The organism is Massilia oculi, from assembly GCF_017582745.1.
Lineage (GTDB): Bacteria > Pseudomonadota > Gammaproteobacteria > Burkholderiales > Burkholderiaceae_D > Telluria > Telluria oculi_A.
The window spans coordinates 22,348-41,787 of record NZ_JAFVIM010000025.1; the positions used below are offsets into that span (position 1 = coordinate 22,348).

Annotated in this window: 15 protein-coding genes; 6 read left to right on the top strand and 9 right to left on the bottom strand. The window is 67.8% G+C overall.

The window, feature by feature from the left end; genetic code table 11:
• Positions 1-4: 4 nt before the first annotated feature.
• Positions 5-1,030: a GNAT family N-acetyltransferase gene (locus tag J3U95_RS23050; protein WP_208280974.1), complete on the bottom strand. Its 1,026-nt coding sequence runs from the start codon at positions 1,028-1,030 to the stop codon at positions 5-7.
• The gene (locus tag J3U95_RS23055) at positions 1,027-2,223 is read right to left on the bottom strand and encodes an aminotransferase class I/II-fold pyridoxal phosphate-dependent enzyme (protein WP_208280975.1); all 1,197 of its coding nucleotides are present in this window, start codon (positions 2,221-2,223) and stop codon (positions 1,027-1,029) included. The genes J3U95_RS23050 and J3U95_RS23055 overlap by 4 nt, the downstream gene beginning before the upstream one ends.
• A 214-nt stretch (positions 2,224-2,437) precedes the next feature.
• Between J3U95_RS23055 and J3U95_RS23060 the strand changes: the two genes are divergently transcribed.
• On the top strand, positions 2,438-4,021 hold the full coding sequence (locus tag J3U95_RS23060) for an acyl-CoA ligase (AMP-forming), exosortase A system-associated (RefSeq protein WP_208280976.1): 1,584 nt from the start codon (positions 2,438-2,440) through the stop codon (positions 4,019-4,021).
• A gap of 34 nt (positions 4,022-4,055) precedes the next feature.
• Entirely contained in the window at positions 4,056-5,303 is a 1,248-nt protein-coding gene (locus J3U95_RS23065) for a pyridoxal-dependent decarboxylase, exosortase A system-associated (RefSeq protein WP_208280977.1), read from the top strand.
• A 3-nt stretch (positions 5,304-5,306) separates the two neighbouring features.
• Here the strand turns inward: J3U95_RS23065 and J3U95_RS23070 are convergent, their stop codons facing one another.
• Positions 5,307-6,656 carry a putative O-glycosylation ligase, exosortase A system-associated gene (locus J3U95_RS23070; RefSeq protein WP_208280978.1) on the bottom strand — a complete coding sequence of 450 codons (1,350 nt, stop codon included), beginning with the start codon at positions 6,654-6,656 and terminating at the stop codon, positions 5,307-5,309.
• A 374-nt stretch (positions 6,657-7,030) separates the two neighbouring features.
• Here J3U95_RS23070 and J3U95_RS23075 point away from each other — a divergent pair, with 374 nt between their 5' ends.
• From J3U95_RS23075 to J3U95_RS23090, 4 genes are all read left to right on the top strand, one after another.
• Complete coding sequence (locus tag J3U95_RS23075) at positions 7,031-8,395, top strand: UDP-glucose dehydrogenase family protein (protein WP_208280979.1); 1,365 nt, start codon at positions 7,031-7,033, stop codon at positions 8,393-8,395.
• Entirely contained in the window at positions 8,395-9,393 is a 999-nt protein-coding gene (locus J3U95_RS23080; protein WP_208280980.1) for an NAD-dependent epimerase/dehydratase family protein, read from the top strand. Before J3U95_RS23075 ends, J3U95_RS23080 begins: the two co-directional genes overlap by 1 nt.
• 9 nt (positions 9,394-9,402) lie before the next feature.
• Complete coding sequence (locus J3U95_RS23085; RefSeq protein ID WP_208280981.1) at positions 9,403-10,296, top strand: hypothetical protein; 894 nt, start codon at positions 9,403-9,405, stop codon at positions 10,294-10,296.
• A gap of 167 nt (positions 10,297-10,463) precedes the next feature.
• Positions 10,464-11,567, top strand: a complete 1,104-nt coding sequence (locus tag J3U95_RS23090; protein ID WP_208280982.1) for an acyltransferase family protein — start codon at positions 10,464-10,466, stop codon at positions 11,565-11,567.
• Here J3U95_RS23090 and J3U95_RS23095 read toward each other — a convergent pair.
• The 6 genes from J3U95_RS23095 to J3U95_RS23120 are packed head-to-tail and all read right to left on the bottom strand — an operon-like array spanning position 11,551 to position 19,408.
• The gene (locus J3U95_RS23095) at positions 11,551-13,446 is read right to left on the bottom strand and encodes an XrtA/PEP-CTERM system amidotransferase (protein WP_208280983.1); all 1,896 of its coding nucleotides are present in this window, start codon (positions 13,444-13,446) and stop codon (positions 11,551-11,553) included. The two genes, J3U95_RS23090 and J3U95_RS23095, sit on opposite strands and share 17 nt — an antisense overlap.
• A gap of 21 nt (positions 13,447-13,467) precedes the next feature.
• Positions 13,468-14,652 carry a TIGR03088 family PEP-CTERM/XrtA system glycosyltransferase gene (locus tag J3U95_RS23100; RefSeq protein WP_208280984.1) on the bottom strand — a complete coding sequence of 395 codons (1,185 nt, stop codon included), beginning with the start codon at positions 14,650-14,652 and terminating at the stop codon, positions 13,468-13,470.
• Positions 14,653-14,663: 11 nt separating this feature from the next.
• A complete protein-coding gene (gene xrtA / locus J3U95_RS23105) occupies positions 14,664-16,241 on the bottom strand; it encodes an exosortase A (RefSeq protein WP_208280985.1) in 1,578 nt (525 codons plus the stop codon).
• Entirely contained in the window at positions 16,232-17,425 is a 1,194-nt protein-coding gene (locus J3U95_RS23110; RefSeq protein ID WP_208280986.1) for a TIGR03087 family PEP-CTERM/XrtA system glycosyltransferase, read from the bottom strand. Before J3U95_RS23110 ends, xrtA begins: the two co-directional genes overlap by 10 nt.
• Before the next feature lie 4 nt (positions 17,426-17,429).
• Positions 17,430-18,527, bottom strand: coding sequence for a FemAB family XrtA/PEP-CTERM system-associated protein (locus J3U95_RS23115; RefSeq protein WP_208280987.1), 1,098 nt, complete (start codon positions 18,525-18,527; stop codon positions 17,430-17,432).
• Positions 18,524-19,408, bottom strand: a complete 885-nt coding sequence (locus tag J3U95_RS23120) for an XrtA system polysaccharide deacetylase (RefSeq protein WP_208280988.1) — start codon at positions 19,406-19,408, stop codon at positions 18,524-18,526. The genes J3U95_RS23115 and J3U95_RS23120 overlap by 4 nt, the downstream gene beginning before the upstream one ends.
• Positions 19,409-19,440: the final 32 nt, after the last annotated feature.

Here is a 19,440-nt window from a genome sequence, read left to right on the forward strand (position 1 = left end):
GGCTTCAGGCCGCGCGGCCGGCGGCGCGCGCGTGCAGCCGGCCCAGCCAGGGCCAGCGATAGGCGTTCAGGTGGTACATGGTGCGCACCTCGCCGGTCCAGCGCAGATGCCACTCCATCACCCGTCCATAGAATTCGATGCGCTCGAAGCGCCGTGACTCAATGATGTCGCGCGTGGCTTCCTCGCGCATCAGGAGCGCCGGCGACAGGCCGTTGCCGATGCCTTCGTCATAGGCCGTCTTGAGCACGACGATGCAGCCGCCGCCCTCGACGCACAAGTCCATCGCCGCCAGCCGCTCGCCGATGAAGTAGCGGTAGACGCAGGCCGCGCCAATTGCGGCGAAGGCTTCCAGCATGGCGCGGTAGAAGCGGCCCTGCTCGTTGCCGGCGCTGACGGCGGTGCCGTCCTTCGCCTTCCAGCCCGCGCTTTCCAGGCGGCCGTAGTCCTCGACCGCGGCCGCCATCTCGTGCACCGCGCGGCTGGCCTGGAGCCGGGTCGGCACGCCGTCGTCCTGCAGGCGCTTGCGCTGCTTGCGCAGATTGCCGCGCAGGTTCTTGCCGCGCGTGTTCCAGTACTCGTCGAAGCTGGCCGGCAGGGTGACGCGGGCAGTCTCGATGTAGTCCATGGTGCGCAGGCCGGCGCCGGCGGCGGGGCGCTCCATCAGCATCGGGTCGCACTGGGTCAGGCCCAGCATCAGGGCCGGCCCGGGAAGAGCCCGCAGCAGCCCGGGCAACAGGTCCGGGCGCGGGCGCGCATCGCGCTGCAGCCACAGGCCGACCGGGGCCTGGGCCGGCTGGAAGGTGTCCCAGGCGCCGGGGCGCGACGGCGCCAGGAGCGCCATGATGTCGGTTTCTCCATCCCGTTCGTGCCAGGCCAGCACTTCCCGTCCCGTGCCGAACACGGCCAGCAAGGGGAGCACGAATTCCGGCGCCAGCAGCGGCGAGCCGGCGCTTTGCCCGTGCAGGCGACGCCAGCGTTCCAGGTGTTCGGGAAGGGCCGCCTCGGCGGCCGGGACCACGCGCCAGCTCATGGCGCCTCCCCGGTGGTTTCTTCCAGCGCGCGGCGCACGGTGGCGGCCAGCCAGGCGCGTTCGGGCGCGCGCAATTCCTGGTGCACGGGCAGGCCGAACAGGCGCCGGCCGAGCGCCACGCTGTTGGCGCATACGCTGGCGTCCACGCCGGGCCACAGGCTGGCGCCGAAGCGCACCATCGGCACGCCGGCGGCGCGCAGGCGTTCGAACAGCGCGTCCGGATGGTCGGCCAGCAGCGGGAACACCCAGGGGCAGGCGCCGTCGGGCAGCGCTGCGAACAGCGGTTGCCAGCCGGGCGCGCCTGCCAGCGCGCGCTCGAGCTCCAGGTAGTGGCGGCGTCTTGCGTCGACCAGGCGCGCGCGGCCGGCACGCCGCAGGACGGCGCGCGAGAACCATGACGAGCGCCGGTCGACCCAATGCGGATCGAAGGCGAAGCTGCTGTCCGACGAGGACGGGGCCAGCGCCGGGGCCGTGCTTGCGTCCGGGCCGGCGCCCCGCGCCTTGACGCGGTTCCACAGCGCGGTCTTCAGCCGCAGCGGCAGCGCCATGGCGGCGCGCAGCGCGGGCAGGCGGCCGTGGCCGAAGCTGTTCTCGAGCGCGGCCAGCGCCGCCTTGGCCTCGAAGCCGGCGCCGGCGCCGGCCAGGGCATCCGGCAGCGGATGGCGGTGCGAGACCAGGCAGCCGCCCTCGAAGATGGGGAAGAATTTCATGCTGCTGCCGATCGCATAGTCGCCGCTGGCGCCGACCGCGATGCCGTCCCGCTCGCCGAAGTAGCAGTGGGCGCAATCCTCGACCAGGCCGGCGCCGCGGGCGTCGCACAGCGCGCGCAGGGCGCGCAAGTCTTGCGGGAAGCCGAAGAAATGGGTGGCCATGACGGCCTTCACGCCGGGACCCATCTTGCTCGCCACGTCCTCCAGGTCGACCGTGGTGTCCGGATGGACCCGGTAGAACACGACCTCGGCCCCGCACCAGTGCACCGGCGGGATCATCGAGGGGCTGTGGTAGGCAGGGACCAGCACCCGGTCGCCGGGCTTGATGCCGAGGGCGCGCAGCGCCATGCCGATCGCGATCCGGCCGCTCGTGACGGCCTGCACCGCGGGCGCGTCGTCCAGCGCCGGCAGGGTGGCGCCGCGGCCGGCAAAGGTGCCGAGCGAGAGGACGGGAACGGAGGGAATGCTGCGGGTGTCGGTCATGCTGGCGCTGCTGGTGTGTTTATTCTCGGCATGATTTAAATATAACATGCGGCCTCGCCGTTTCCGCGCACCGGCGGCGCTGCGCGCGCGCGTGGAGCGATGTCGAAAAAGCATGCAATCCCCTTGTTGCGCGGCCCGAACTGGTAAGATTGCAGATGTGTGAAGGACGCGCCGCGCCACGTCGCGCCAATGCAGCCACCAGACCCACTATGCGATGAACCACCTGATCCACGACAGCATCTTCGACAGCGCGGCGCGCACCCCCGACGCCGAGGCCCTGGCCTATGGCGCGGCGCGCTGCACCTACCGCGAACTGGCCGACCAGGTAAGAGCGGCGGCGGCCCTGTTCCTGGCCCAGGGACTGCAGCCGGGCGAGCGGGTCGCCGTGTACATGGAAAAGCGCATCGAGAACGTGGTGGCCATGTTCGGCGCGGCCGCCGCCGGCTGCGTGTTCGTGCCGGTCAATCCGCTGTTGAAACCCGAGCAGGTGGCCTACATCCTGGCCGACTGCAATGTGCGCCTGCTGGTGACGACGCCCGAACGCCAGGCCCAGCTGGCCGCCAGCCTGGCCGGCTGCCCCGACCTGCGCGCACTGCTGCTGACCGACGGCGCCCAGCCGGCGCCGTCCCCTTCGGGCCTGGCGCTGCTGCGCTGGTCGCAGCTCGAGACTGCGGCATCGTCCGCCCCGCATCGCCGCATCGACACCGATATGGCGGCCATCCTGTACACCTCGGGCAGCACCGGCGCCCCCAAGGGCGTGGTGCTGTCGCACCGGAATATGGTGGCCGGCGCCGCCAGCGTGGCCGGCTACCTGGGCCTGCGGGCCGACGACCGCCTGCTGGCGGTGCTGCCGCTGAGCTTCGACTATGGCCTGAGCCAGCTGACCACCGCCTTCCTGCGCGGGGCCTGCGTGGTGCTCATGAATTACCTGTTCCCGAAGGACATCGTGGCCGCCGTGCGCGCCGAGCGCATCACCGGCCTGGCCGCGGTGCCGCCGCTGTGGATCGCCCTGTCGCGCCTGGAGTGGCCGGCCGATTGCACGCTGCGCTTCATCACCAATTCCGGCGGCGCCATGCCGGTGGTGACGGTCGAGGCGCTGCGGGCGGCGCTGCCGCGCGCCGAGATCTTCCTGATGTACGGCCTCACCGAAGCCTTCCGCTCGACGTATCTGCCGCCGGCCGAACTGGCGCGCCGCCCCGATTCGATCGGGCGCGCGATCCCGAACGCCGAGGTGCTGGTGGTGCGCCCCGACGGCAGCCTGTGCGAGGCCGACGAGCCGGGCGAGCTGGTGCACCGCGGCGCCCTGGTGGCGCTGGGCTACTGGAACGACGCGGCGCGCACCGCCCAGCGCTTCCGCCGGGCGCCCGGCCAGGATCCGGCCCTGCCGCTGCCCGAGCTGGCCGTATGGTCGGGCGACACCGTGCGGCGCGACGCCGACGGCTACCTGTACTTCATCGGCCGCAGCGACGAGATGATCAAGGTGTCCGGCTACCGCATCAGCCCGACCGAGGTCGAGAGCGTGCTGCATGCCAGCGGCCTGGTGAGCGAAGTGGCGGTGTTCGGCATCGCGGACGAGACGCTGGGCCAGGCGATCGTGGCGGTGGCGGTGGCACTCCCCGACAACTGCGTCGATGCGGTCGACCGCGCCGCCCTGCTGGCCGAGTGCCGGCGCCGGCTGCCGGCCTACATGATCCCGGCCCACATCGTCGTGCGCGACGAGGCGCTGCCGCGCAACCCGAACGGCAAGATCGACCGTAACCTGCTGCGCACGACCTTCCAGCCCGGCCAGGGTCAGTGACCGGCCGGACTTCATCGCTTCCCAGGCATATTCCATGACCGGCACCAAGCCCCAGCACGCCCCCCAGATTCATTTCCCCGTGGTCGACGACGTCCTGCACGTCGGCGGCATCCCGCTCACCCGGCTGGCCGAGCGCGTCGGCCGCACGCCGTTCTTCGCCGTCGACCGCGCCGTCTGCAGCGCGAAGGTAGCGGGCCTGCGCGCGATCCTGCCGCCGCAGGTGGCGCTGCATTATTCGATCAAGGCCAATCCGATGCCGGCCCTGGTGCAGCACATGGCGGGCCTGGTCGACGGCCTCGACGTCGCCTCCAGCGGCGAACTCAAGACCGCGCTCGATACCGGCAAGGACCCGGCCCACATCAGCTTCGCCGGCCCGGCGAAGACGGATGCGGAACTGCGCCAGGCGATCGCCGCCGGGGTGTGCCTGAACGTCGAGTCCGAGCACGAACTGGCGCGCGCCGCGCGCATCGGCGAGGCGCTCGGCATCACGCCGCGCGTGGCGCTGCGCATCAACCCGGCCTTCGAGCTGAAATCGTCGGGCATGAAGATGGGCGGCGGCGCCAAGCCCTTCGGCATCGACGAGGAACAGGCCCCTGCCGTGCTGCGGCAGGTGGCGGCCCTGGGCCTGGATTTCGTGGGCTTCCACATCTTCAGCGGCTCGCAGAGCCTGCGCCTGGACGCCATCGTCGAGGCCCAGTCGCGCAGCATCGAGCTGGCCATGCGGCTGGCCGAAGGCAGCCCGCTGGCGCTGCGCCAGCTGAACATCGGCGGCGGCCTCGGTATCCCGTATTTTCCGGGCGAGGCGCGCATCGATCCGGCGCCGATGGGCGAGCACCTGGCCGCCTGGCTGCCGCGCCTGGCCGCGGCGCTGCCGCAGGCGCGGCTGGCGCTGGAACTGGGACGCTATCTGGTGGGAGAAGCCGGCGTGTACGTGGCGCGCGTGATCGACCGCAAGGTCTCGCGCGGCGAGGTATTCCTGGTGCTGGACGGCGGCATGCACCACCACCTGGCCGCCTCGGGCAACCTGGGCCAGGTGATCCGCAAGAATTATCCGGTGGCGGTCGGCAACCGCATGAACGCCGCGGGCGACGCGCCGGACAGCGGCCCGGCCTCGGCCACCGGTCCGCTGTGCACCCCGCTCGACATCCTGGCCGACCGCATGCCGCTGGCCCACGCACAAGTCGGCGACCTGGTGGTGGTGTTCCAGTCCGGCGCCTACGGCGCCAGCGCCAGCCCGGCGCAGTTCCTGGGCCATCCGCCGGCGCTCGAAGTGCTGGTGTAAGGCCTAGCGGGTCCGCTTCAGGCCGCCGACCGCACTCCCTGGCTGCATGGCCGCGGGCGGGGAGGCCGGCCGCGTGAAGCGGTCCAGGAAGGGCAGCCGCATCGGCACGATGTCGTCCTTCTGCGGCGCGCGGATCAGGACCTTGTCGAGCGTGACCAGGATCGCGATCACGTAATAGATCAGGTCATAGTAGGCGAGCGTGAGGAAGGCGCCGGCGGTCAGGTAGCCGATCATGCTGACGTGGCACATCCGCGCCAGCATCAGCGCCCAGCCCAGGTCTTCCTTGTCGCGGCAGAAGCGGATCACGCGCGCGCCGCCGCGCCAGGCCACCACGAACATGGTCAGGAAGATCGCCAGGCCGATATAACCCTGTTCGCCCAGGATCTGGAAATAGATGCTGTGGGCGTCGTAGTAGCGGTCCGGTTCCGGCGCGTACAGCATGAACATCTGCGGCGAGAACACGTTCGGCCCGCCGCCCAGCAGGAATTCGTCGGCCACGTTGATGGCGAACATCCAGGAATTGATGCGGCCCATCGCCGAGGCGTCCTCGTGGTAGGTCTGGATCGTGTGCATCCGTCCGGTCCATTCGGGCGGCATCGCCAGCAGCACGATCGGGATCGCCAGCACGAAGACCAGCCCGGTCTTGAGCTTGTGGGTCGACTTGAGCCACAAGAAGAAACCCATCGCGAAGCAGCCGAGCAGGGCGCCGCGCGAGTACGAGCCGATCGCCCCCAGCGCGGTCAGGGCCGCCATCGCCAGCACCGCGCGCTTGAGCCATTTGGTGTGCACCTGGGTCACCAGGTAGACCAGCAGCGGCGTGATCGTCACCAGCGCCAGGGCCAGCGTGTTGTTGTCGCTGATGAAACTCGCCTTCGGCCCCAGCATGCCTTCGCCGCCGCCGGTCGCGATAACGAACAGGCCGCTCTTGACGCCCCAGAAGCCGATCGAGATGGCGACCACGAAGGCCAGCGCCTGCACGTCCTTGCGGGTGCGCACCGTCATGATGGTGACCAGCACCATCAGCATGATCTTGCTGAAGCGGTCCCAGTCCTCCCAGGCGGCGGAGGGCATCTGGGCGAAGATGGTCGCGGTCGTGGTCCACAGGAAGAACACCAGCAGCATGCCGACCGTCGGCGACATCGGCACTTTCTTCTGTTCGCGCGAAAACACGAGGGCGGCCAGGGTGATCACGCACAGGTACATGGCGAACGGGAAGTTCGCCGCGAATCCGTATGCCAGACGGTGCGGGTTCATCAGGCTCACCAGCGCATAGGCCAGGGCGCCGACGACGGGACGCTTGAAGATGAAGGGAATGATCGCGACGAAGGCGAGCAGCAGGATCAGGTCACGCACGTGTCGGCAGCCTTTCGGACGGGCCGGACGCGCCGGGCAGGGAGGGCAGGAGAGTCAAGATGGCTCGCTTCATGGTGGGGACGCTCTCCCGATGTTACGCCAGCGGAACGTCGGGTAAACATTTGTTAAAAATCAATGTCGTGATTATGCGAAAAATTTTTCCAGAGGGCAGCACGATTGACGCAAAACGGATAGATTTTTGACAACCATGATACTATCATTTCAGTTCCAATAAGCATTGTTCAGCACCGTTACCCGTGGCATTTGTCCCTCAGGGTAACGCTTTTTAAGTGGAAAAATAGCCAGGTTCACCGCGCTGTTCTGCCCGGTCCTTTCGGTTCTTTTCGTTCAGTCACTCCTTCTCCAAGATAACTATGAAGATCACTATCATTGGCACCGGTTATGTCGGTCTGGTTTCGGGCGCATGTTTCGCGGACGTCGGCAACACGGTGCTGTGCCTCGACGTCAACGACGAAAAAATTGCCAAGCTCAAGAACGGCATCATCCCGATCCACGAGCCCGGCCTGGACACCATGGTCGAGCGCAATGCCGCCGCCGGCCGCCTGCTGTTCTCGACCAGCTACGACGAAGCCATGGCCCACGCCGAATGCGTGTTCCTGGCGGTCGGCACCCCGCCCGACGAAGACGGCAGCGCCGACCTGACCCACATCCTGGCCGCCGCCCGCTCGATCGGCCAGCGCATCGAGACCCCGGTGGTGGTGGTCGACAAGTCGACCGTCCCGGTCGGCACCGCCGACAAGGTGCGCGCCGCGATCCAGGGCGAACTCGACAAGCGCGGCAGCAAGGTCGCGTTCTCGGTGGTCAGCAATCCCGAATTCCTCAAGGAAGGCGCGGCGATCGAGGACTTCATGCGTCCCGACCGCATCGTGGTTGGCAGCGACGACGCCAACGCCACGCGCCTGATGCGCCAGCTGTACGCGCCATTCAGCCGCAACCATGAAAAACTGGTCGAGATGGACGTGCGCAGCGCCGAGCTGACCAAGTACGCCGCCAACGCCATGCTGGCCACCCGCATCAGCTTCATGAACGAGCTGGCCAACCTGGCCGAGGTGCTCGGCGCCGACATCGAGTCGGTGCGCCACGGCATGGGCCTGGATCCGCGCATCGGCTCGCAATTCCTGTACGCCGGCATGGGCTACGGCGGCTCCTGCTTCCCGAAAGACGTGAAAGCCCTGGTCAAGACCGGCGCCGACCACGAGCAGACCCTGCACATCCTGGAAGCGACCGAGCGCGTCAACGACAACCAGAAGAACGTGCTGTTCAAGAAGCTGTCGCGCTTCTACGGCGGCGCGGAAAACCTGAACGGCAAGACGATCGCCCTGTGGGGGCTGTCGTTCAAGCCGAACACCGACGATATGCGCGAGGCGCCGAGCCTGATCCTGCTGAAGGAATTGTTCGCCGCCGGCTGCCGCGTGCGCGCCTACGATCCGGTGGCCAGCACCGAAGCCGTGCGCGTGCTGGAGCGCGACCATGGCGCCGCGCGCGTGGCCGAGATGCTGACCATCACCAGCTCGGCCACCGCCGCCGTCGACGATGCCGACGTGCTGGTGCTGGTGACCGAATGGAAGGAATTCCGCGCCCCGGACTTCCGCCACCTGGCCCAGACCCTGCGCGGCAAGGCCATCTTCGACGGCCGCAACATCTACGATCCGGCCGAAGTGGCCGAAGCGGGCCTGGCCTACGAAGGCATCGGACGCGTCAGCCGGAAGGCGGCCTGATGGGCGGCGACGCCAAGCGGATCCTGGTCACGGGCGCGGCCGGCTTCGTCGGCAGCTTCGTGGCCGCGCGGCTGGCGGCCATGGGCCACCAGGTGGTCGGCTGCGACAACTTCAACGACTACTACGATCCGCGCCTGAAGCACGACCGCGTGGCGGCGCTGCTGGCGCCGGCCGGCGTCGCCTGCCACACGGTGGAACTCGCCGACCCGGCCCAGGTGAACGCGCTGTTCGCGCGCGAGCGCCCGCAGCTGGTGGTGCACCTGGCGGCCCAGGCCGGGGTGCGCTATTCGCTCGAGAATCCGGCCGCCTACGTGCAGTCGAACCTGGTCGGTTTCGGCAACATCCTCGAAGCCTGCCGCCACGGCAAGGTCGAGCACCTGCTGTACGCCAGCAGCAGCAGCGTATACGGCGCCAACGCCAAGGTCCCGTTCAGCGAGGATGACCAGGTCGACGCCCCGGTGTCGCTGTACGCCGCCACCAAGAAGTCCAACGAGCTGATGGCGCACTCGTACAGCCACCTGTTCGGGCTGCCGGCGACCGGCCTGCGCTTCTTCACGGTGTACGGCCCTTGGGGCCGGCCCGACATGGCGTATTTCAGCTTCGCCGAGAAGATGGCGCGCGGCGCCACCATTCCCGTGTTCGCCGAAGGCCTGCTCACGCGCGACTTCACCTATGTCGACGACATCGTCGAAGGCGTGGTGCGGCTGCTGTTCAAGCCGACCCCGGGAACCGCTACCCCCACCGGCGCGCCGCACACGGTGTTCAATATCGGTAACCACAACCCGGTGCGGGTGCTGGACTTCATCGCGACCCTGGAAAACGTGATGGGCGTCGAGGCGAGGAAGGAATTCCTGCCGATGCAGCCGGGCGACGTGCCGGCCACCCATGCCTCGATCGACAAGCTGCGCGACTGGGTCGGCTTCGCGCCGACCACGCCGCTGGCGACCGGCCTGGCCCATTTCTGGGCCTGGTACCGCGACTGGGCCGGCCGCCCCTAGCACGCCGCCATGGACGGGACCGCACAGATCCTGCTGTTCCTGACCACCGATCCGGTCGGCGCCCGCAAGCGCCTGCTGCGCTTTCGCGCCGCCTTCCTGGCCCAGGGGCCGCACTGCCGCTTCGCCGCGGTCTCGTTCATGCCCGCCGCCGCCTCCAGCGTGCGGCGCCTGGTGCTGGACGGGATCGAGGTCGAGCACCACATCTATGGCCCGGACGCGATCGACACCCTGGACTATCCGGTCAAGGGCGCGGCGCGGCCGTTCCGCCTCATCCCCGGCAACTGCGACCTGGTGCCGCTGCTGTTCCGGCGCCGCCAGCCGCAGTACGGGCAGTACTGGGTGGTCGAGGACGACGTCGAGTATTCGGGCGAGCTGCGCACCCTGTTCGCGGGCCTGGCCGACCGCCCGGGCGACCTGCTGGCGGCGCACCTGGCGCGCGGCTACGCCGGCTGGACCTATTCATCGATGCTGCGGGCGCCGGGCACCGACATTCCGCCGGAGCGCAGCTGGCTGGTCTTCCTCACCTTCTTCCGCGTCGGCGCCCAGGCGCTCGACCTGATCGACCGTTATTACCGCGCCGGCTGGAACGGGCATAGCGAGAATGCCTGGGCCACCATCCTCAAGCACGGCGGCATGACGGTGGTCGATATCGGCGGCAACGGCGAATTCGTGGCCGAGGAAGACCGCGGCCGCCGCTACCATGGCCTGGCCAACGACGGCTTCGACAAGCGCGGCAGCTTCGGCACGACCACCATCCGGCTGCGCGCGGGGCGCCAGAAGGACATGCTGTGGCACCCGATCAAGCCGCCGCGGGCCTGGCTGCGCCAGACCCGCAAGCGCTGGTTCTCGATCGCGAAATGGCATCTGGAAAAGGCGGCGCGGGTGGTGCGGCGCAATCCCTGAAAGCAGGGTGCAATCAGAACCATTCATTATTTTCAAGAAAATAGAATTAATAAACCAATATCAGGGCTTGCGAGAATAAATATTTCTCCAAAGTATTAAATCAGGCGAACGCGACCATTTAACAATCCTTGTTATATTTACGCCTTGCTCGGAAAGTGAGGCCATGAATGAAACTCCAGGAGAATGTCGCGCGCCGTATTTCCATGCTGCGTTTCATCTTGATCGGGATGGTCGTTTTCCTGCACATCTCCGATCCGCCATCGGTCGCCACCCTCGATTTCTCGAATGGCTTCGACGTGCTGCGCGTCTTTACCCAGGACCAGCTGGGCCGCATCTGCGTGCCGGCGCTGACCTTGATCTCCGGTTATCTGCTATTCCATATGAATCTCGACCTGGCGCCTTTCAAGCTGTATCTGAAAAAAGCCAGGACGCTATTGATTCCCTTCTTCGTCTTTAATATCTGCTATTTCCTCGTGGTCGCCGGGGTGGAATACGGCACCGGTTATGTGCCGTTCCAGCCGATCGGCAGCCTGAGCGATATGCAGATCATGAATATGCTGTTTGCATATAATGCGGCGCCCATGAATAATCCGCTGCATTTCCTGCGCGAGCTGTTCGTGCTGGTATTGCTGTCGCCGATTTTCGGATTGTTCCTGCGCCGCGCGCCGCAGGCCGGCTTGCTGCTGGTGGCCGCGCTATTCCTGTTCAACCTGGACCGCGACCTGGTCATGCGCGGCACCATGGCCGTGATGTTCTATATCGGCGGGATGGCCGCGATCTGCCGCTGGGACGTCTTGCGTTACGACCGCTACGCGCCGGCGTGCGCGCTGGCGCTGGCTGCCGTGTGCGTCCTGCTGATCGCTTTCCGGGTCGAGGACCGCACCTTCATCTACCTGAGCGCGCCGCTGCTGGTATGGCCGATGGCGTCGCTGCTGCAGGACACCCGCTTCGGCAACTGGGCCGAAGAGCACAGCCAGTACAGCTTCTTCATCTTCCTCAGCCATATGCCGCTGATCGAGATCCTGCGCCGGGTCTATGTCCACGTCGATGGATGGGTGCCCAAGGCGGTCTTTGTGTACGGTGTGCCGGTGCTGTTGATCGGCTTCCTGGTCCAGCTGTACAAGGTGCTCGATCGCCTGATGCCCGGGACATTCTCGATGATCATCGGCGGCCGCGCCGGCCGGCGCGCGAGCAATGCATCGGCCGACGCGTGCGCGGCGGGCGCCGTGGCGCCCCTACCCGGACCCGTCCTGTTCAGGCGTCGGCGCTGACCCGCAGGAAGGTCTCGAACATCAGCACCGACCACAGCGGGGTGCTGTAGTCCTTGCTGCCGGCGATGTGCTGTTCGACCATCTCGCGCAGGAAGCGCTCGTTGAACATGCCGGTGTCGAGCAGCAGCGGCGACAGCGCCGCCGCGCGCAGCTTCTCGCGCAGCGGGCCGCGCAGCCAGGCCGCCAGCGGAATCGAGAAACCCTTCTTGGCGCGGTACAGCACGTCGTGCGAGAGGAAGGGCTCGAGCGACTTCTTGAAGATGTACTTGCCTTCGCCGCCGCCCAGCTTGATGTCGGGCGGCAGGGTCGAGGCCCATTCGACGAAGGTATGGTCCAGGAGCGGCACCCGCACCTCGAGCGAGTGCGCCATGCTGGCGCGGTCGACCTTGGTCAGGATGTCGCCCGGCAGCCAGGTCTTGAAATCGAGGTACTGGATCAGCGACAGCGGATCGTCGGTCGGCGAATTGGCCGCGTGCTCGTGGAACACCTGGATCGCCTCGTAGCCCTGCAGCTCGCGCTTGAAGCCGTCCGAGAACAACTGGGCGCGGATCCGGTCGGGCATGCGCGACACGCCGTGGAAGTAGCCCTCGACCGTGTCGCGCGCCAGCGCCTCGAAGGTGGTCTTGGCGCGGAACATGCGCGGCGCCCAGTCGGCCTTCGGATACAGCCGGCCCAGCGTGCCGAACACGGGTTTACGCAGGCCGGCGGGCACCTTGTCGCGCACGCGCTGCTCGGCCATCGCGAAGCGGTAGCGGCGGTAGCCGGCGAAGCTCTCGTCGCCGCCGTCGCCCGACAGCGATACCGTGACGTGCTTGCGCGCCAGCTGGCACACGCGGTAGGTCGGGATCGCCGAGCTGTCGGCGAACGGTTCGTCGTACAGCCGTCCCAGGGTGTCGATCAGGCCGTAGTCGTCCTTGTCCACGACCTGGGCGTGGTGAGTGGTGCGGTAGCGCGCGGCGACTTCATTGGCGTATTTCGATTCGTCGTATTCGGGGTCGTCGAAACCGATCGAGCAGGTGACCACCGAATCCGGGTTCTGCTGCGCCATCATCGCCACCACCGCGCTCGAGTCGACGCCGCCCGACAGGAAGGCGCCCAGCGGCACGTCGGCCACCATCTGGCTCTGCACGCATTCCTGCAGGCGCGCCGTCAGTTCCTGCTCGATTTCCTGCATCGGACGCTGCGGGGCGCGCTGGAACGGAATGTCCCAGTACTGTTCCGGCTTGACCGCCGTGTCGCCTACGCGCAGGGTGATGCGGTGGCCGGGCGCCAGCTTGAAGGCGCCGTGGAAGATGGTGTGCGGTTCCGGCACGTAGCCGAAGGCGAAGTAATCCTCGACCGCGCGCGGGTTCAGTTTGCGCGACAGCTCGGGGTGGGTCATGATCGATTTCAGCTCGGAGCCGAACACGAACAGGCCGTTCGGCAGCAGCGCATAGAACATCGGCTTGACGCCCAGGTGGTCGCGCGCCAGGAACAGCGTCTGTTTCTTCCGGTCCCAGATGGCGAAGGCGAACATGCCGCGCAGGCGCTGCAGGCAGTCCTGGCCCCACGCCTGGTAGGCGTGCAGCAGCACCTCGGTATCCGACTTCGTGCGGAAGGCGAAGCCGAGCGCGACCAGCTCGTCGCGCAGTTCGCGGTAGTTGTAGATCTCGCCGTTGAACACCATTACCACGTCGCCCGCGGCGTTGCGGATCGGCTGCTGGCCGCTGGCCAGGTCGATCACCGACAGCCGGCGGTGGCCCATGCCGAGCGCCGTTTCCAGATACAGCTCGCCTTCGTCCGGGCCGCGGTGGTGCTGGCTCTCGTTCATGCGGCCCAGCGCCGCGCGGTCGATCTCGCGAGTTCCCTGGGTATCAAAAATGCCGACGATTCCGCACATGCTCGTTCACTTCCTGCGTTGTTAGGTATTCAAGGGTTGATGCAGCCGGGCCGGCGCCTTGCGCGCGAGCAGGCCGTCGTACAGCGCCATATAGGCGCGCAGCATGGCGTCCATGCTGTATTTTTCTTCGATGCGCGCGCGCGCGGCGGCGCCATGGCGTGCCATCAGTGCCCGGTCCTGCACGTAGCGCGCCAGCGCCTCGGCCAACGCATCCACGTCGACCGGCACCAGGAGGCCATGCACGCCATCGGCGACCACTTCCGGGATGCCGCCCACGTTCGAGCACACCGACGGCAGGCCGCAGGCCATCGCCTCCAGCAGCGACACCGGCGTGCCCTCGGCCAGCGAGGGCAGGGCGAACACGTCGAAGCCGTGCAGCAGCTCGGCCACGTCGGCGCGCGCGCCGGGCAGCCAGACGGCATCCTGCAGGCCGGCCTGGGCGACCTGTTCGCGGATCGCGCCCAGCAGCGGGCCGTCGCCGACGATGGAGAGGCGCAGGCGCGCACGCAGGGCGGGCAGGCGTTCTCGCAGCAGGGCGAAGGCGGCCACCAGGCTGCGGTGGTTCTTGACGTCCTGCACCCGCGCCACGGCGCCGATCACGATGTCGTCCGGCCCCCAGGGCGCGGCGGTGGTCGCGTCCAGGAGCGGCGCGAAGCGCTCGGTGTCGACCCCGTTCTTGATCGGGTGGTTCTTCGCGGCCGGAATGCGGACCACGTCGGCCAGCCAGCGCTGTAAATCATCGGACACCGGGATATAGCGGTCGATGAAGGGCGCCAGGCGGCGGCGCAGGAAGTTGTGCTTCTTGTTCAGGCCCTGCGGGTCGGATGCGTCGCGGCCATGCTCGGCATGGATCCGCACCGGCACCCCGGCCAGGGCCGCGGTGAAGCAGAACTCCATCGCCGCCAGGTTATAGGTGTGCAGGATGGCCGGACGCAGGCGCCGCATCAGCTTCCAGAAGTCGACGTGCACCTGCGCGCCGTTCCCGGGCGGTTTGTTCAGGGCGAACAGCTCGACGCCGGGCTGGGTAATGCGCTGGGCGAAATCCGAATAACGCGTCAGGCACACCACCGCATGCCGGTATTTTTCCGGCGGCAGGCGGTTGATGCAGTCGACCAGCAGCGTCTCCAGCCCGCCCACGTCGAGCGAGTAGACCAGGTGCACGACCAGGGGCCGCTGGGCGTTCAGGACCGACAGCTCGCTATGCATGGTCGTGACCGTCAATGGGTGCGCGCATGGTCCAGCGCGCGTTCGACGGCCTGGCCCTGGCCCGCCAGGAAGGCGCGCAGGGCGGCGCGCGCGGCTTCCGGATTGTCGCGCACCGGCGCCGACAGCAGCACCACGGCGCCGTCGTCGCCGCGGAAGCGCAGCTTGGCCTGGGCCTGCAGCAGCTTGCCGACATAGTTGTTGGCCGTCAGGTGGCCGTCGATCGACATCCACTGCCACACCAGGATCTGGCCGGTCGGGCCGTTCAGGCGCGTCTCGCGCAGGGTCAGCGGCTGGCCGTCCAGGGTTTCGCTGCGCAGCGCGCCGCCGACGGCATGCCAGGCGTCGTCCGAGGTGGCCAGGGTGTTGACGGAGCTGATCAGGGCCTTGCCGTTGCGCTGGTTGCGGTAATACATGATGTCGAGCGCGACCGGCGGCATGCTTTCGCTGTTGCGGAAGGTGGCGCGGTAAGTCGCGTCCGGATTGACCCAGCGCGGCGTCCAGTCGGAGAACGGCGCCACCTGCGGCCAGCCCACCGCCACCGTCGACAGCTGGACCGGTTGCGGATTGAGGTTGGCGGCGTCGTTGTAGCGCGCGAAGCCAGGCCACAGCGCGGTGAGCGCCACCACGGCGGCGCACATGGCCGCCATGCGGCCGACCGAGGCCGGCGCCGGGTTGCCCGGCACGGCGACTGCGGCCGGTGCGGATGCATTGGCGACCGCAGGCTCATCGTCATCGCGCCAGAAGCTGCCGACCCAGAACATCAGCAGCATCACCAGGCCGAAGAACACCCAGCCATAGATCAGGTGGTCGACGCCGGTGGCCAGTTCCATCCCCGACAGGTGGCCGATCATCACGATCATGTAGGCGCGCAAGCCGTTGGCGACGATCGGCACCACGATCGACACCGCCACGAACAGCAGGCGCTTGGACAGCGAGCGGTAGGTCAGGTAGGCGTACAGGCAGCCCAGGGTGAACGAGGAAATCAGGTAGCGCACGCCGCTGCACGCTTCGACCACCGACCAGGAACCGGTCGGCAGCTCGAAGCGGGTGCCGTTGCGCAGCACCGGGATGCCAGTGGCCTGCACCGCCCACACCGTGAAATCGGCGGTGAGGTTGATCAGGGGGCCGACGAAGACTTCGCCGAATGGCACGGCCAACAGCAGGAACAGAAGGGGAAAGGCCAGTGCCCCCGCCAGGCGCGGGCCCAGCATGGCCAGCGCGATCACCGGGAACATCGACACGAAGGCGTACTGCATCACCACCTGCACCTCGCCCATGCGCGCCAGCAGCCAGCCGGCGCCCAGCATGGCCAGCAGCAGCAGGGCCGGGGCCCAGGGCCGCGCCGGCACCGCGTTGAACACCGCGCGCCGGCGCCAGATCAGCCACAGGCTGATCGGCAGGATGGCGTAGCCGTGGGCGAAGGTCTCGGAACTGTTCCAGATCGCCACCAGCGACCCGGCGGTGCCGAGGTAGAGGAAGAAGGGCGCCAGCAGCGCGAGCGCGATCAGCATCGCGCTCGAGGGCGCCAGCGGCGTGGTGGCGGCATGCGGCGTGGCGCCGGCCAGGTCCTTGGGTGGGTTCACGAGCATTCCAGTCGCTCCTCGATGCAGGCCAGGTTGCTGGGCCAGCTGTAATGATGTTCGACCCGCGCCCGTGCGGCGCGGCCCATCTCCCGGTTGTCGCGGGCCAGGAGTCCCTTCAGCGTGTCGATCCAGGCCGGGGCGCCGTCGGCCACCGCCAGCTCGCGGTCGGCCACGGCGTCGATGCCTTCCAGCGCCTGCGGCGACACCACGGTCGGCACGGCCATCGCCATCGCCTCGAGCACCTTGTTCTGGATGCCGCGCGCGATGCGCAGCGGCGCCACCGCCAGCGTGGCGTGGCGGATGTAGGGGCGCACGTCGGGCACGGTGCCGGTCACGGTCACGCCCGCGCGCTGGGCCAGGGCCTGGACCTGCGGGTTCGGGCGCGAGCCGACGATGTAGAAGCGCAGCGCCGGGTCTTGCGCGGACAGGGCCGGGAACACCTCGTCGCAGAACCACTGCACGGCGTCGACGTTGGGCCAGTAATCCATGGCGCCGGTGAACACCAGCGCCCGCTCATTCGGCGCATACGGGCTCGCGAGCTCGTGGTCGGGCGAGAAGTAGTCGGTGTCGACACCGTTGCTGAAGTGGCCGATGCGCGCCACGCTCTCGGGCGCCAGCTGGCGGAACAGGTCGGCCTCGGGCTTGGAGACGAACAGCGAGGCGTCGTACTGGCTGGCCACCTGGCGCTCGTAGCGCAGCAGCTGGCGCGCCTCGTGGCGGTACAGCCAGCTCATGGGCCAGGACTTCTTGTCGGCGTACTGGCGCCACTTGTCCGAGTCGACGTCGCAGAAGTCGATCACGCGGCGCGCGTCGCGATGGTGGTCGACGTATTGCGCCATCGGGGACGAGAACACCATCACGCGCTTGATGCCGTGCGCGGCAACGGTCTGCTCGACCCAGCGCGTCATGCCCGCATCCTGGTAGTAGTCCAGCGACAGCGAGCGGTTCTTGACCAGCGCGCCCAGGCTGCGCACGCGCGCCAGCAGGGGATTCAGGGCCGCGAAATGGCTGCTGGCGCACATCGCCTCGACCTTGGGCACGTGCTGCCAGTCGTCGGCGTCGTCGACGAACGTGGCCAGGTGCACCCGGTAGTCGCGCGCCAGGTGCTTGAGCAGGTTGTACGAGCGGATCTTGTCGCCCTTGTTGGGCGGGTAGGGGATGCGATGGATCAGCAGCAGCAGGTCTTGCACGGCATTACCCCAGGTTGCGCACGATGTAGGGACCGAGGAAGTTCGCCACCGGCAGCGGCAGCTTCTTCCACATCTTGATGAACAACTGGTATTTCGGGTTCAGCGGATTGTTGTCCGGCAGCTGGGTCGACGCGTACAGCTTGTATTCATACGGCAGCGGCTCGGCCACGAAGCCCCAGTTCTTCTTGAAGTCGTAGGCGCCGGTACCGAGCTTGCTGCGGCCGAAGTCGAAGATGCGGCAACCGCGCGCGGCGGCCGCCTGCATCAGGTTCCAGTACATGAAGTCGTTGCCGGCCACGCTGCGCGCCAGGTCGGTGCCGCCGCCGTAGTAGGGCACCACCTCGTCGCGCCAGTAGAACGACAGCACCGAGCCGACCAGGCGATCGTCTTCGGTCAGGATGGTGCGCACCTCGCACTCGTCGCCGAAGGTCTGCTGCAGCAGGGCGAAGTATTTTTTCGGGAACACCGGGGTGCCCAGGCGCAGCACGCTGGTGGCATAGGCCTCGAACATGCGGTCGACGTTGTCCTCGACCACGCCTTTCAGATTGAGCTTGATTCCCTTGCGCACCATCGCGCGCTGCTTGCGCGGGATGGCGTTCATATTGGTCTCGTCGTCGCCCGTGATCTCCTTGCGGAAGGTGACGTACAGTTCCTTAGTATGCCAGGAGGCGTCGCCCGGATGCGCGCGGTGCATGCCGCGGTATTCCAGGTGGCCCACGCCCAGCTTCTTCGCCAGCTGGTCGGCCGCGTCGTCGAGCAGCAGGCGCGCGCCGTCGTCGACCGCGGCCACGCCGCCGTACACGCAGAACGGCATCGCGCCCAGCGAGTGGCCGAACAGGCGGCTCTTGATCTCGGCCAGCGGCAGCACGCCCTGGATCTCGCCGTCCTGCTCCACGAAGTAGAACCAGGTCTTGATGCCGAACGATTGCTCGATGACTTTCTGCCAGCCCGACAGGTGGAAGAAGGTGGCGTTGGGGCAGGCGCGCACGAAAGCGTCCCAGCGGGCGCAATCCTGCGGCTGCATCAGGCGCAGGGTCTGGGCGCCGGCGGCGGTGGCTGGCATGGCGCGCTTGGCCTGCGCCGCTTCGATGATCGAGTTCATGGCTTGTCCAGGAAGATGCGGTCCATGCGGTCCCACTTGAAGTCGCGCGCCAGCTGTTCCAGGCGGCGCTCCATGCGGTCGATGTTGATGTAGTGGCGGAAGCGCGCCTTGGCGCCCAGGCCTTCCGGACGCGGCTGGCCGGGATCGACTTCCCACGGGTGGAAGTAGAACAGGGCCGGTTCGCCGTCCTCGCGGTTGACCTTTTCCATCATCCAGCGCGACAGCGCGTAGGGCAGCAGGCGGAAGTAGCCGCCGCCGCCGGCCGGCAGGTTGCGCCCCGCCATCTTGACCGTGGTGATCGGCACTTCGAGCAGCCCGTCCGGGCCGTTCGGGTAGAAGGCGAAGCGCGGCGCGTCCGGCATGCCGTAGTGGTCGTGGGCGATCGGGTAGATGCTCGAGCTGTACCTGTAGCCGGCCTCGTGCAGCGCGTCCAGCGCCCACAGGTTGGCGTGGCCGATCGAGAAGCTCGGCGCGCGGTAGCCCACCACGGCCTGGCCACCGATGTCTTCCAGCAGCGCCTTGCTCGACCGGATGTCGTTGTCGAATTCTGCACGGCTCTGGTCCGAGGCGCGCAGGTGGCCATAGCCGTGGCTGGCCAGTTCGTGGCCGGCGGCGACGATCCGGCGCACCATGGCGGGATAGCGCTCGGCGATCCAGCCCAGGGTGAAGAAGGTCGCGCGCACGCCATGGCGCTCGTACAGCGCCAGGATGCGTTCCATATTGGCCTCGACCCGGCATTCGCGGGTCGGCCAGCTGGCGCGGTCGATGTAGGGGGCGAAGGCCGAGACCTGGAAGTAATCCTCGACGTCGCAGGTCATCGCATTGCGGATCTTCTCGCCCGGCGCGGGACGCGGGCGAGCGGCGGGAGCGGTCATTTTCATGCCAAGTCCATTCCTGAAAAGGGGCTGTTTTC